14 protein-coding genes are annotated in these 14,113 nt (G+C 38.2%); 5 read left to right on the forward strand and 9 right to left on the reverse strand.

Annotated elements, in window-relative coordinates:
- Positions 1-3: 3 nt before the first annotated feature.
- The 4 genes from V7127_RS11475 to V7127_RS11490 form a co-directional block, all read right to left on the reverse strand.
- Positions 4-1,296, reverse strand: coding sequence for a branched-chain amino acid ABC transporter permease (locus V7127_RS11475; protein ID WP_335345102.1), 1,293 nt, complete (start codon positions 1,294-1,296; stop codon positions 4-6).
- Positions 1,297-1,305: 9 nt separating this feature from the next.
- Complete coding sequence (locus tag V7127_RS11480; RefSeq protein ID WP_335345101.1) at positions 1,306-2,292, reverse strand: branched-chain amino acid ABC transporter permease; 987 nt, start codon at positions 2,290-2,292, stop codon at positions 1,306-1,308.
- A 207-nt stretch (positions 2,293-2,499) separates the two neighbouring features.
- On the reverse strand, positions 2,500-3,702 hold the full coding sequence (locus V7127_RS11485; RefSeq protein WP_335345100.1) for a branched-chain amino acid ABC transporter substrate-binding protein: 1,203 nt from the start codon (positions 3,700-3,702) through the stop codon (positions 2,500-2,502).
- Between the two features lie 237 nt (positions 3,703-3,939).
- Entirely contained in the window at positions 3,940-5,139 is a 1,200-nt protein-coding gene (locus V7127_RS11490) for an MFS transporter (protein WP_335486092.1), read from the reverse strand.
- 353 nt (positions 5,140-5,492) lie between these two features.
- On the opposite strand from V7127_RS11490, the gene V7127_RS11495 reads away from it, so the two are divergent.
- The 5 genes from V7127_RS11495 to V7127_RS11515 all read left to right on the forward strand — a co-directional run bounded on the left by V7127_RS11495 (position 5,493) and on the right by V7127_RS11515 (position 10,960).
- A complete protein-coding gene (locus V7127_RS11495; protein WP_335353571.1) occupies positions 5,493-7,343 on the forward strand; it encodes an LTA synthase family protein in 1,851 nt (616 codons plus the stop codon).
- 299 nt (positions 7,344-7,642) lie between these two features.
- Positions 7,643-8,428: a transporter substrate-binding domain-containing protein gene (locus V7127_RS11500; protein WP_335345097.1), complete on the forward strand. Its 786-nt coding sequence runs from the start codon at positions 7,643-7,645 to the stop codon at positions 8,426-8,428.
- Positions 8,429-8,497: 69 nt separating this feature from the next.
- Positions 8,498-9,142, forward strand: a complete 645-nt coding sequence (locus tag V7127_RS11505; protein WP_335345096.1) for an amino acid ABC transporter permease — start codon at positions 8,498-8,500, stop codon at positions 9,140-9,142.
- Positions 9,139-9,867: an amino acid ABC transporter ATP-binding protein gene (locus V7127_RS11510; RefSeq protein ID WP_335345095.1), complete on the forward strand. Its 729-nt coding sequence runs from the start codon at positions 9,139-9,141 to the stop codon at positions 9,865-9,867. Before V7127_RS11505 ends, V7127_RS11510 begins: the two co-directional genes overlap by 4 nt.
- Positions 9,868-10,036: 169 nt before the next feature.
- Positions 10,037-10,960, forward strand: a complete 924-nt coding sequence (locus V7127_RS11515; RefSeq protein ID WP_335486095.1) for a cation diffusion facilitator family transporter — start codon at positions 10,037-10,039, stop codon at positions 10,958-10,960.
- Here V7127_RS11515 and V7127_RS11520 read toward each other — a convergent pair.
- From V7127_RS11520 to V7127_RS11540, 5 genes are all read right to left on the reverse strand, one after another.
- Positions 10,957-11,253 carry an ArsR/SmtB family transcription factor gene (locus V7127_RS11520; RefSeq protein ID WP_191969124.1) on the reverse strand — a complete coding sequence of 99 codons (297 nt, stop codon included), beginning with the start codon at positions 11,251-11,253 and terminating at the stop codon, positions 10,957-10,959. The two genes, V7127_RS11515 and V7127_RS11520, sit on opposite strands and share 4 nt — an antisense overlap.
- A gap of 123 nt (positions 11,254-11,376) precedes the next feature.
- Positions 11,377-12,060 (reverse strand): hypothetical protein, encoded by a 684-nt coding sequence (locus tag V7127_RS11525; protein ID WP_335486098.1) that lies wholly within the window; start codon positions 12,058-12,060, stop codon positions 11,377-11,379.
- A complete protein-coding gene (locus tag V7127_RS11530) occupies positions 12,057-12,797 on the reverse strand; it encodes a hypothetical protein (protein ID WP_335486102.1) in 741 nt (246 codons plus the stop codon). The genes V7127_RS11525 and V7127_RS11530 overlap by 4 nt, the downstream gene beginning before the upstream one ends.
- Positions 12,778-13,680: an ABC transporter ATP-binding protein gene (locus tag V7127_RS11535; protein ID WP_335486105.1), complete on the reverse strand. Its 903-nt coding sequence runs from the start codon at positions 13,678-13,680 to the stop codon at positions 12,778-12,780. Before V7127_RS11535 ends, V7127_RS11530 begins: the two co-directional genes overlap by 20 nt.
- The gene (locus V7127_RS11540) at positions 13,677-14,060 is read right to left on the reverse strand and encodes a GntR family transcriptional regulator (RefSeq protein ID WP_335345090.1); all 384 of its coding nucleotides are present in this window, start codon (positions 14,058-14,060) and stop codon (positions 13,677-13,679) included. The genes V7127_RS11535 and V7127_RS11540 overlap by 4 nt, the downstream gene beginning before the upstream one ends.
- Positions 14,061-14,113: the final 53 nt, after the last annotated feature.

The raw sequence follows: 14,113 nt of genomic DNA on the forward strand, positions 1-14,113 counted from the left end.
CATCTACACCTCCTTCGCATTGAGCTTCTCATTTTCAGGTAAAATTCCTAAAGCAGCTTGACTGCTTCCCTCTTGTAAAACCTTTTCATCATAGACACGATTTTTTGCCGGCAAAAGTCCCTTTGGCCTATATAAAGCAAACAAGATTAATAGCAAACCAAATATTAATCTTTGCATTTTAGCCGGTGAAAGGGCATCTGGGATTGAAATTGCCCCTGACAAGCTTAACTGATTCAACCAATTTGTTATTTCAGTTAATACTTGAAGGTTCAGAATCGTCATCACAGCCGCACCTAGAATAACACCTGGGACACTGCCCATCCCGCCTAAGAGTACCATAACTAAAATCGTAATCGACTCGAGAAGAGTAAAGCTTGTAGGATCGACAAAGGCTTGTTTTGCAGCAAATACGACACCCATCATCCCTGAGAAGGAGGCACCGATTGCAAAAGCCATTAGTTTTGTCCGCACTAAAGGAACACCCATCGCTTGAGCAGCAATTTCATTTTCTCTGACCGCTTTCCATGAACGGCCAATTTTTGAATGCTCGAAACGACGGACCGTAAAAATGGTAAATAACAGGAGTACGAGTACAATGTAATAAAATTGACTTGGAAAAAGAAAATCTATTCCAAACAATCGAGGCGGGGTAACAGAAGGAATTCCCATTGCACCGTTTGTAATATTAAGCGGGCGGTCAAGGTTATTAAAAATAATTCTAATAATCTCGCCAAACCCTAATGTAACGATTGCTAAATAATCCCCTTTTACCCGAAGAACCGGAATTCCGAGTAAAATTCCAAACAACGCTGCAACTAAACAGCCCAAAATAATAAAGATCCAAAAGCTTTCTCCTGAAAGTGGAAACGTACCAAACGGCATAAAATTCGAAGCTTGGGCTGTAGCAAAAATCCCATATGTGTATGCTCCAACAGCAAAGAAGGCGACAAATCCCAAGTCAAGAAGACCAGCCATTCCAACGACAATATTTAATCCGAGAGCCATTGCTATATAGATTCCAACAAGTGTAGCAACTTCCATATAGGATTGATAGGCATCTCCTTGACTTGCTGTGAACGGGAGTAGAAACACAAGAACAATTCCCGCAATCAGCCATTTCGTCAGATTTTTGAAATTTGTAAAATATAGCAATAACAAGGAAGATAATAATAGCAGGAATGCAGTAACTGACCTTTGTGCCATAAATAAACTTAATGAAGAAACTCCGATGTAAATTAAAAGAAAAATTCCATGTGCCATTTTGTTTTGTTTATATTTATCCCATAGAGTTTTCATTCTTCCCACCTACACTTTCTCAGCGACCGGTTTGCCAAGTAGACCCTCCGGCTTAAAAAGTAACACGATGATCAAGATGGCAAAGGCAAAGACATCTTTGTATTCGGCACCGAATAATCCACCGGTTAATAGTGTTAAATTGGCAGATGCAAACATTTCCATTACTCCGAGCAACAGCCCCCCTAGCATAGCACCACGAATATTTCCGATGCCGCCTAATACTGCTGCTGTAAATGCCTTTAACCCTAGAATAAACCCAATATACGGATCGATTGTTCCGTATTGTACGGCAAATAGTACCCCCGTTGCTCCACCTAGAGCAGACCCAACAAAAAAGGTGATTGAAATGACCTTATTCACATTGACTGACATTAAGGAAGCAGTTTCACGATCTTGAGCTACAGCCCTCATAGCCATTCCCCATTTTGTTCGATTAACAAAGAAGTCAAGACCAATCATCATAATTATGGCCGTTACAAGCACAATAACAAATGATGTTTTAATAGATGCATCGTTAAAAATAGAGCTAATGGAAGAAGCTTTAATTGAAATTTGATTTGTAAAAAGACTTGGTCCCGTTACGATAAAGTTTCCTTTTTTCAATTCAGCTATGAATCTCACAATATCTTGTAATAAAAACGAAATACCAATTGCAGTGATAAGGGGGATTAATCTAGGTGCTTTTCGTAACGGTCGATACGCTACTCGTTCAATCCCCATCCCTATAAAGCCAGTTAGGATAGCTGTTAATAAAAGTACCGTAATCAGCATAACAATTGCAGGCACCGCTGAAACCCACCCTATTCCTGTCAAAACGATGAGAATCGCTGTACCGATAAAAGCACCTGTCATAAAGATCTCACCGTGAGCAAAATTGATTAATTCTAATATCCCATAAACCATCGTGTACCCTAAAGCAATTACAGCATACACAGCTCCTAAGGTCAGACCGTCAATTAAAACTTGAGGGATTGTTTGCAATAATTCAGTCAGCATACGTTACCTCCTCTTTCAAATGTAGAAAATAGAAAAGCGTAAGCGCCTTGGTCACCCCCGACAAGCACAAGTCGATCCTCACGGAAAGGTGTACTTTACCTTTCTGGGAGGATTGGCTTGTGACCTCGAGGGGGTAGGCGCTGGAGGCTAGACAAAGAAGGGTATTTTCCCAATAGAATGGGTTATACCCCTTTCAGCCAATGAATCTTATTTATTTATTTCACCTACAGCTTGTGGCGGATAGCTAACTTCTGCAAATTGATAAATAAATACTTTAGCAAAATCATTGTCTCCTATATCGTCAAAGCTAACTTTTGTCAGAACACCTTGATAGTCCTTCACGGCGCGAACGGCATCTCTTACTTGTTCACGTGTTGGCAATTTGTTGTCATTTGCTTTTATCGAATCTTCAATCGCTTTTAAAACTAGCCCCATTGTGTCATAACCGTAAACTGAGTAGGATTCCGTATTTTTATTAAATGTGGCTTTGTATTTTTCTATGAATTTTTTACCTTCTTCAGTTTTAGTAGAATCCCCTGCTAAAGCAGTGATGTACGTATTTTTAACGGCATCTCCAGCAATTTCAACAAGAGTAGAAGAATCCAGTCCATCTCCCCCTAAAAACGGAACATCGATGCCTTTTTCGCGGGATTGTTTAATTAACAGACCTGCTTCTGAATAGATTCCTCCGAAGAATACTAAATCTGGCTTCTTGGAAAGAATTTGGTTAACAACACCATTGAAGTCTTTTTCTCCGACTGTAATCCCTTCAAACCCAAGAATTTCAGCACCTTTTTCTTCCGCTGCTTTCTTGAAAGCTTCTGCTAGACCAGTACCATATGCTGTTTTATCTTGAACAACAAAGATTTTCTTTGCATTTAATGTGTTAACTGCGAATTCAGCGCCTGCTGGACCTTGAAAGTCATCACGAGCGACGATTCGGTTGACAGTTTTTAATCCTCTATCCGTAACATCTGTTGCTGAGTTAGCAGGAGAAACCATCGGGATCGCATATTTTTCATATACTTCTGATGAAGGAATCGCCACACCTGAGTTAAAGTGACCGACAACAGCGAGGATCGATTTATCTGAACCAATTAATTGTGCATTGGCCACGCCTTTTTTTGGATCCGCTTGGTCATCATAAGGAACAAGCTGCAACTCAAAACCCAATTCTTTAAATTTGGCCTTTTCTTCGTCTAATTTAAGCTGTGCACCTAATTTAATAGCTTCCCCTATCGTTGCACTTCCACCTGAGAGCGGAGTCTGTGTAGCAATTTTTATAACGGCCGAATCCTTTTGCTCACCTGAACCTGAGCTTCCTGTTTCTGTTTTTTCAGCACAGCCAGCTAATATACCTGCTATTAAACCTCCAGTTAACAATAGTGCCAAAGACTTTTTAAACTTCATACTGACCCTCCTATTTTCTTCTTTTTGAAATACAAGCCTTCTCCCTATATATATTTCTTAGAAGTAAAAGTAGGACTATTTAGTATAATATTTTTCGAATACTCAGTCCCCAATGCATGTCATAGTACCTACTCATTTTTATATCATTTACCTTTATACCCTTTTGGAAAAAATAGAAAAAAAGCCCAAGTTGCGGACAATGCCGCCTCTTTGGCTTTTTTTCTTAGTTAGTATTAATTATGTTAATTCAATTTGGCGTGTTTCCCTGCCAAGAAAAACAAGGGTAATAACACCAATAATGATGCTCACACAAAATATGCCGAATATGAAGCCAATTGAATAGCCTGCAGCAACAAGTGAACCCACAAGCAGCGGTCCAAGTATTCCTCCCACCCGGCCGATGGATGCGGCCATTCCAGAGCCAGTGCCGCGAATGACAGCCGGATATTGTTCCGGAGTATAGGCGTACAATGCACCCCACGCTCCTAGGTTAAAGAATGACAATAAAATTCCCGCTGTTATAAGAACGGCTGTCGTTTCAGCGTTGCCGAAAACAAGAGCTGAAACGGCTGTGCCAAGTAAATAGACAGCAAGCACAAATTTCCGTCCTACACGTTCAATAAGCCATGCTGCTGTAAAGTAACCCGGCAGTTGAGCGAGTGTCATGATCAAAACATATTCAAAGCTTTGAATCATGTTAAAACCCTTCATGACCATGACACTTGGAAGCCATAGGAACATGCCATAGTATGAAAAAACGACTGTAAACCAGACAGTCCATAACACCAAGGTGGAGCGGGCATATTTTTTAGACCAGACATCGCGAACGTTTTGTCTAACCGTCCGTTTTTCCACTTTTTTTGGTGAAAATGCTGGAGAATCCGGCAGATTTAAACGCAAGTAAATGGCATAAAAGGCAGGAAGTGCACCGAGAATAAGTGCGATTTGCCAACCAAATGAAGGAATAACAAAATATGAAATAATAGCAGCAAGCAACCAGCCAAACGCCCAAAAACTTTCAAGCAGAACGACAACCCGCCCACGATCTTTAGCTGATACACTTTCCGAAACGAGTGTTGAGGCGACAGGCAATTCTCCTCCAAGCCCCATCCCAACGAAAAAGCGTAAAATTAGAAATGCTGCAAGTGTTGTTGTGAATGCTGAAAATCCGCTTGCAAGTGAAAACATGAGCAAAGTAATGATAAAAATATTCTTTCTACCAATACGGTCAGCCCACAAACCAAAAACTAACGCACCTACAGCCATCCCAATTGAATTAACACTTCCAATCCAGCCCATTTGAGCTGGTGTCAAGCCCCATTCAGTTTTAAGTGCTACGATAATAAATGAAAGCATACCGACATCCATTGCATCGAACATCCATCCTAGCCCTGCAATGCCTAGTAGCTTTCTCTGTGAAATTGTTTTCTCTGCCATGTTGTTCTCCCCCCTGTCTTGACAGTTGTCATTACCAGATTACTATAGAAGGATTTCATAAAAAAAACAAGTACTTTTTCATTAATTATTATTTTTTCTATATTTTTCTAAGTTAAACCAAATAGTAAAAAAATCTTTAACACACAAATAATAATGGTTTGGTTATCGAATAGATTCCATTTTATATGGTGATAAATTGTTAAGTCACAGAGGGACAGAAAAAAAAGTTTCCAAAAACTTCAAGGAACTTCTCCTACATAATTTAATTACAATCTCATATATATTGTTTGCAAGACTTGATGTTTGTTTGGTAAAGTTTAGGATGATCAATACGTCAAGAGGTGCCTTCTCCAATGAATAAGTTTCGGCTTGCAGAAGTAAAAAATGTACTATGCCATCCATTTACCTTGATCATGCTTGTTCTTTTTTTAAAAATTACAGCTTTTCAAATTGTTATTTTTGATAACAAATCCATTTTCCACATTCTGTTAATAGAGTTTCCAATGTGGGCACTTGGCTTAACCATCTTCATTCTTTTAAGTAAAAAACGAAAATGGCTAACGATCTGGCTTTATAATCTTGGCTTATCTGTCCTTTTTATCGTTGTTGTTTTCTACACAAGATATTTTTCAACAGTCCCTTCCTATTATGATGTAAAACAAATCTACCAATCAAACTCTGTCAAAGGGACAGTTGCTTTGCTTGGGACTCCTTATGATTTCTTATTTTTCTTAGATGTAGCATTGATTCTTCCGCTAATCTGGTATTTTACAAAATCAAATAGACGAAACAATTTCTTAAATGCAAAAAGATGGGCGATCGGATTAAGCTGTTTAGGATTCGCTACTACCGTTCTTGCCTTTTTCTATCCTTTAGTGGATGTATCCTATTTCGCCAAAAAGCATGGATATATTCAATCCCAATTTGTGCAATTGTATGAACGCGGGTTTGGCACAGCCTTTGCTCAAAATGAACACTTATCAGATGAGGAGTTAGCGAAATTAAAAGGCAATGTGTATGTGCCTTTTACTGAGCATCGAACTTATGGCATTGCAAAGGATCGTCATGTATTTGTGATTCAAGTAGAATCCTTACAGGAATTCACTATTAATCAAACGATTGAGGGACAGGAAATAACGCCGCATCTAAATGACCTCTTGAAGGATAGTGCTTATTTCAATAATGTGTATCAGCAAATTGGCGCTGGCAACACATCGGATGCAGAGTGGCTTATGCATACATCCCTTTATCCAGAGGGCATGGATCCAACTGTAAATGTCATTGATGGCAATAAGATCCCCTCACTAGTCCGCACGTTGAAAAAACATGGTTATGGAACGGCTACCTATCATGCGGATGATATTACTTATTGGAGCCGTGATAAATTATATCCTGCACTTGGTTTTGACTATGTATATACAAACAGTGAAATCCCGAACGAGAAACTAATTGGCTTCGGCCCAGCCGATGAAATATTATTTAACTTTGTCGTGTCACAATTACCAGACCAGCTGGAATCACAGGAAAAAATGTATTCAAATATCATCACCCTTACAAGTCATACCCCTTTCGAAATGCCAGCTGAAATGGAATATCTTAATTTGCCCGAAGAATTTAATGGGACATATGTCGGAAACTATTTACAATCAGTACGCTATACGGATGAACAAATCGGATTGTTTATCCAAAAACTAAAGGATCTTGAGATTTATGAGGATTCGATTTTGTTAATATACGGAGACCATTCAGGATTACACGGAGCACCCGTAACAGAAAAGGACCAGGAGTTGTTGAAGGAAACGCTAGGTCATCGCTATAATCTCCATGACCGCTTTACTGTACCTGTTCTTTTCACCGCGCCGGATATTTTTATGGGGGAAACTTACTCTAGACTTGGCGGTCAAATAGACCTCATGCCAACCCTTCTAAACCTTCTTGGAATTGAGCATGATAGGCAAATGATCGGCCATAATCTTTTTCAATACGAAAATAACCTTATTGGGATGCGTTACTATATGCCCGGCGGATCGTTTATCAGCAATAACATACTGTATACTGCACCAAGTGCTAAGCACCCTGCTTCGTTATATGATCGAAAAACCATGAAGAAATCCAAGAACACAAAAGAATTGCAAAAAAAGATTAATAACACCTTGCAAATTCTTCAGTATTCGGACTATATACGAAAAGAGCCATTAAAGTAAACTTAAGATAAATCAGGACCAAATCTATTTTTGATTCGGTCCTGATTTTTTTGTAATAATTATTTAAACGGCTGCAGCACCCTTAACCTTCTTTATATTATGAAAATAATAATATTATTAAATGAATTTATTAAAAGCATCAATAAAACATCCAAAAATAAACTATTTTGGAATAAGAATTTTTTTAAATGCGAAATACTATTTTTTGTTGAATTTAGTATGCGTTTTTAATGTTTTATGATATATTTGTTAAATATTCGTAAAACATCAATAATCAGAATATAGGGAGTGATTGGAAAATGAAGAAATTCAGTTTATTTAGTTTATTTGTTATCCTTAGCCTTCTACTTGCTGCTTGTGGCACAGATAAAAGTGAAGGAAAGTCAGGAGAAGGTTCATCTAGTGATGATTCTAAAGTATATAAAGTTGGAATTGATACTACTTATCCTCCTTTTGAATTTGAAGAAGGCGGAGAATACAAAGGAATTGATATTGAAATAATCAATGCTATTGCAGAAAGCCAAGGAATTAAAATTGATTTAAATCCAATGGATTTCGGCGGAATCATTCCAGCTATGCAAGCTAACCAGCTTGATATTGCCATTGCAGGTATGAGTATTACAGAAGAGAGAAAGAAAATTGTTGATTTCTCAGAACCATACTTTGATGCTGGTATTACATTAGTCGTTAAAAAGGACAATAGCGATATTACAACTTTAGATGACCTTAAAGGCAAAACAGTAGCTGTAAAAAAAGGAACTTCAGGTGCACTATTTGCACAAGAAAATGCTGATAGCAAAGGCTTTAAAGTCGTTCAATTTAATGACAGCCCAGCTATGTTCCAAGAAGTAGCAAACGGAAATGCTGATGCTCTTATTGAAGATTATCCAGTTATCGCTTATGCAATCGCTCAAAAAGACCTTGGATTACAAATTGCTGGTGACCGCTTAAATAACGACCAATACGGTATTGCTGTATTAAAAGGCAAAAATCAAGAAGTTCTAGAAAAGATCAACAAAGGTCTTGCTGAACTTAAGGAAAATGGAAAATATGATGAAATTCTAAAAACTTACCTTGGTGAATAATAATTCTAGGAAACAAACATAAAAGCGCGCCCTCAAGCGCGCTTTCTTTTGAAAGGAGATGACTTCAAGATGGAGACAATTTTATCTGTTCTTCCTTATTTATTAAAGGGACTGCAAGTAACTGCCTATATTTTTATCATTGCAATCATTCTTGGCTTTTTAATTGGACTTGTTATGGCATTATTTAGACTTTCCCCGTTTAAGATTCTTAATATTATTGCAAAGATATTTGTCGATGCGATCCGCGGAACACCGTTTATTGTTCAATTATTTTTTATATACTTTGGATTAAATACATTAGGCTTTATTTCATTGAACAATACAACAGCAGGGATTATTACGGTTGCTATTAATGCTGGTGCTTACTTTTCAGAAATCATCCGTGCAGGAATACAATCTATTGATAAAGGTCAGACCGAAGCGGCAAGATCTATTGGGTTAACAGGATCTCAGTCTATGCGTTATATTGTACTTCCTCAGGCTTTTAGAAGAATGCTTCCCACCATTACGAATCAATCAATTATTAGTTTAAAGGATACCTCCCTACTTTCAATCATTGGAATTGCAGATTTAACACAGCAAGGCCAGATTCAATCCGCAGCTACTTTTGATGCATTTAACATATGGCTTGCCGTTGGTGTCATTTATTTTATTGTTATTTATTTAATTTCCTTGCTTGCTAGCTTCCTAGAAAGGAGATTTGAATTACGATGAGTATTATACAAATAAAAAATCTAAAAAAGTCATTTGGCCAGTTAGAAGTATTAAAAGATATTAACGCTGATATTAAAGAAAAAGAAGTAGTTTGCGTAATTGGACCTTCTGGCTCTGGAAAAAGCACCTTTTTACGGTGCATGAATCGTCTTGAAGATATTACGGGCGGTCAGGTCATCATTAACGGACATGACATTACAGATTCAAAAATAAATATAAACAAGGTCAGACAAGAGGTTGGAATGGTTTTCCAACAATTTAATCTATTCCCTCACAAAACAGTCATGGAGAACATTACACTTGGCCCGATAAAGATTCACGGAACAACAAAAGAGGCTGCTCAGAAAATTGCACTTGATCTTCTAGATAAGGTTGGGCTTGAAGATAAGGCCAATAGCTATCCAGGGGAATTATCTGGCGGTCAGAAGCAGCGTGTTGCCATCGCTAGAGCTTTAGCTATGAATCCAAAAATCATGCTATTTGATGAGCCGACATCTGCACTTGACCCTGAAATGGTCGGTGATGTGTTGGAGGTAATGAAGCAGCTGGCTAAAGAGGGAATGACCATGGTAGTTGTAACACATGAAATGGGATTCGCCCGTGAAGTAGGTGACCGGGTTATCTTCATGGACGGCGGTTATATCGTGGAAGAAAATGAACCAAATGAGTTATTTGGGAACCCTCAGCATGAACGTACGAAGGCATTTTTAAGTAAGGTATTGTAAAATTAATATGTAATATTAAATCAATTTTTTCTTCAAACAAGCTGCTCCCTTCAATTCCTGAGGAAGCAGCTCTTTTTCGTTTTTCCAACTAATAGTTGAAACATTTTGCGGCTTTTGTCATACTATATATATGATTATGTATTCATATAAGAAAATAGGAGGTTTTACTATGGGTCACTACCATGGTAATGCTCATGGACATAACCACTCTCATGGAAGCATTGAAAATAAAAAAGCGTTATTTATAGCCTTTCTCTTAATAGCTGCATTCATGGTTGTTGAGGTAATTGGCGGGATTATGACAAATAGCTTGGCACTTCTTTCCGATGCAGGCCATATGCTTAGTGATGCAGCGGCATTGGGCTTGAGTCTATTTGCCATTAAACTTGGAGAAAAAAAAGCTTCAGCTTCAAAGACTTTTGGCTATAAAAGGTTTGAAATTATTGCTGCTGCTTTAAATGGAATCACATTAATTCTTATTTCACTTTATATTTTTTACGAAGCCTATCATCGATTTTTCAATCCGCCTGAAGTTCAAAGTGTCGGAATGCTGATTGTTTCTTCCATTGGATTATTAGTCAATATTCTGGCAGCTTGGATTTTAATGCGGGGGGATAAAGAGGAGAATTTAAATGTCCGAAGTGCCTTTCTTCATGTAATTGGAGATATGCTTGGATCGGTAGGCGCCATCATTGCCGCACTGCTAATGATGTTCTTCGGATGGGGAATAGCTGACCCGATTGCCAGCGTCATTGTAGCCGGTCTCATCATCGTAAGCGGCTGGAGGGTAACGAAGGAATCCTTGCACATTTTGATGGAGGGCTCCCCCGCTCACATTGAGATTGAGAAGGTCATGACAGCTCTTCATAAAATTCCTTTCGTCAATACGGTTCATGATATTCATATTTGGTCGATTACATCTGGAATGCCGATGTTAAGCTGCCATCTTGTCATTGAAAATGATGGGATCCATGATGTCATTTTGCACCATGCCCAATCCATTCTCCACGATGACTTTGGGATTGAGCATAGTACCATTCAGGTTGAAAAAATAGAATTCGGCTGCCCGAATCATCATGGAAGCTGTAATTAATGATGGTTCGCATGTTCAATTGTTTGTTTTAATATATCCATCACATGATCATCATCACAAGAATAAAAAAGGGACGTACCTTCTCGTCTAAATTTGACTAAGCGTAAATTTTTCAGGAAACGAAGCTGGTGTGATACGGTTGATTGGAGCAATGATAGACTTTCAGCAATTTCATTTACCGAATGCTCCCCTTCAAATAATAAATGCAGGATCCGGATTCGAGTCGGATCTGATAAGGCTTTAAAGGTTTGAGATACAATAAAAAGAGTCTCCTCATCAAGCTCCTTTGACATATAAGGCTGTTTTTCCTGTTCCAAAGTTTTCATCCTCCCTGAGGCTGTTTTATAAGTTGCCTGGCTCCACGATAAACATCATCATGAATCGTGGTGCCTGGCATCTTTGCTTTAGGACAGCCCCTATTCATTAACATATTGAAAATCTGCAATTTCGCTTTGCAATTGAAGTGATTTAGGAATAATTAAATATACAGCTAATACTCCATCTCCAATGACATCATTAATTGGCTGTTGACCGGTAAATTGATTAATCGTAAATTCTTTTCTGGCTACTGAGATATTTATTATTTGATGGTTAGGATAGTTTATATTTAGTCTATCATCGTTTAACCCGAAATTAACAGGGGGTATTTTATTCGAAAAATCAAATCCGCCCACAATCAAACCATCCGTATAAACACGAGCTTCGATTACACCATCATCATCGTCTTTTCGCTCCACATAAATACGGTCAGCATACCCCGTTATTTCAATATTAAGTGTGTTTTTTGCATAATCATAAGTCTTTGCATGAATTAATTGCCTGCCCTCTAATTGATCAACATTCCCTTCATGTAAAGAATTGTAGAAATGGTCTCTTGCCCAATCTTCATTCCAATTTTCCTTCGCCTCCCGACTAGCAGCACGGTCTTGCGGCAATAACGCCAGATAAAATCCAGAAATCAGGAGCACACCAACATATATCATTAGCAGCCAATGCGTAACCTTTACAGTAATAAACTTTCTCTTTGCATTTAAGCTAGTAACAATCATAACCAGGATAATAAATGCAGCAAACAGCAATAAGGTTCCCATGATATTCATCGTCTAACCTCCATCCGATTTAGGATTCCAATGGATCCAATGAAAAATAAGGCAGACGTAACGGTCATTTTTATAATGAACAATCCGATGGATGATTCCTGAAGGTAGAATTGAAAAATATTTACTAAAAATGGCTCCCTATTCATGAAACCATCAAGGAACATCAATCCTATAATCAGGACAGGGATTAACACAACAAACAGCTTGCTTATTTGTACGAGTGACCCAATAAAATAGCCAATTGCGCTGATACAGAACAAATATAGAATCGTTGCGACAACACCAAGAAGAAATTCTGCAGTTGTTATCGGCATGTTATTAAACTGTTCACCAAAGAAAATATACCTTACAACTAAAGGTAAGCTTCTAGCTAACATCGCCGTAATTCCGCCGAGGATGCTTGCTGAAAATAGAAAGATGATATTGGCTAAGCTGCTGCTCAGACGATTAGTTACGAACGTAAAATCAAAATGACGATGGGGCTTCGTTGTAATCGTAATACCGGTAACTAAAGCCCAAATCATTGTGAAAGCAATGACAACATCTGCAGATAAATAATTAACACTTAAAACCATGCGATCTGATGAAGAATGAAATGAATGGGCCCCACCCATTGAAAACAGCATAGCTAGCAGCTGAATTCCGACAAGGGCACTAAATGAATCGATATTCGCCTTTAGCTTGAACAGATATTGCCTTTTTACAATATCCGTTAAATTAACGGCCCTTAAAGACATCGTCAATTCCCCCCTTCGTTTCGTTCGTTAAGTAGACACATAGATCACTAGGAGCAACAGCAGTAATCTCCACTCCTGCAAGTTTCGCTTTCTGCAATTCGGTCTCTAAGAAATCATTTCTCACAATCGCGTACAGTGTGTTTCCTCCAATCAGCTTTTCATAAACAATCTCACGGTCCTTAATCAACTCTTGAATCACGATTGTTTCCCCTTTTAAACCGATGCTCCATTCCTTTAGTTCTTCCATCGGCATATGCAAATGATTTCTTCCATCCTTAATCAAAAGAACATCCTCCAACAAATCTTCAATCTCATCTAAATGATGGCTAGAGATGATAATGCTCCTTGGATGTGCAAGATAGTCCTTAAGCAAGGCACGATAGAAATCCTTCCTGACCGCTGCATCCATTCCTGTTGTAGGTTCGTCAAAGATCGTTAATGATGGACGGGCTGCTAAACCAACAATGGCATTGAATGTACTAGTCTTCCCTTTTGAAAGGCGATTGTGATAATGCTTTGGGTCAAGGGAAAAATAATTAATCAGGCGTTTGGCCAATTCCATATCCCAATTTGGATAGAATCTGCTCGCCTCCTCTAATAATTCATAGAGCTGAAGGGCTGGAGGAAAGTTCATCTGGTCATCTACAAATATGGAATTCACTGAGACATTTAAACTGTTAAAAGGGCGTTCCGAAAAAACCTCAATGTCTCCCGATGTTTCTTTAATGAAACCAGCAATTATTTTAAGTAAAGTCGTTTTGCCGACTCCATTTCGGCCAATTAATCCAGTGATTGTATTTTCTTCAATTGTAAAAGAGAGATTATTTAAAACCTTTCTCCGAAAATAGGTCTTCGTCAAGCCCTTGCACTCTATCACCTTCATTGCTCACCCTCCCCAGATTGTGCATCCTTTATCATTTCAATTAATTCTGTTTCACTAATATGCAAGCGATTTGCCTCTAACACAATTTCCTGCACTAACCGCTTCAATGTTTGATTTTTTCGTTTATTCATGATCTGTTCTTTTGCATTCATTGTGACAAACATGCCCAGCCCCCTTTTTTTGTAGAGGATGGCTTCATCAACTAAAAGATTAAGTCCCTTTGCAGCAGTTGCCGGATTGATGGTATACATTTCAGCTAATTGATATTGGGAATAGACTTTATCATCCTTTTTAAAATGTCCATTCATAATCTCCGTTTCAATCCATTCCGCAATTTGTATATAAATAGGCTTTGTTCCGTCTGTATTAAGAATCGTCACCGCCTCCTCACATATAGTACATTACTGTTGTAATGTACTATATAATAAATTGG

This window comes from Bacillus sp. JJ1773 (genome assembly GCF_036962035.1).
Classification (GTDB): Bacteria; Bacillota; Bacilli; order Bacillales; family Cytobacillaceae; genus Cytobacillus.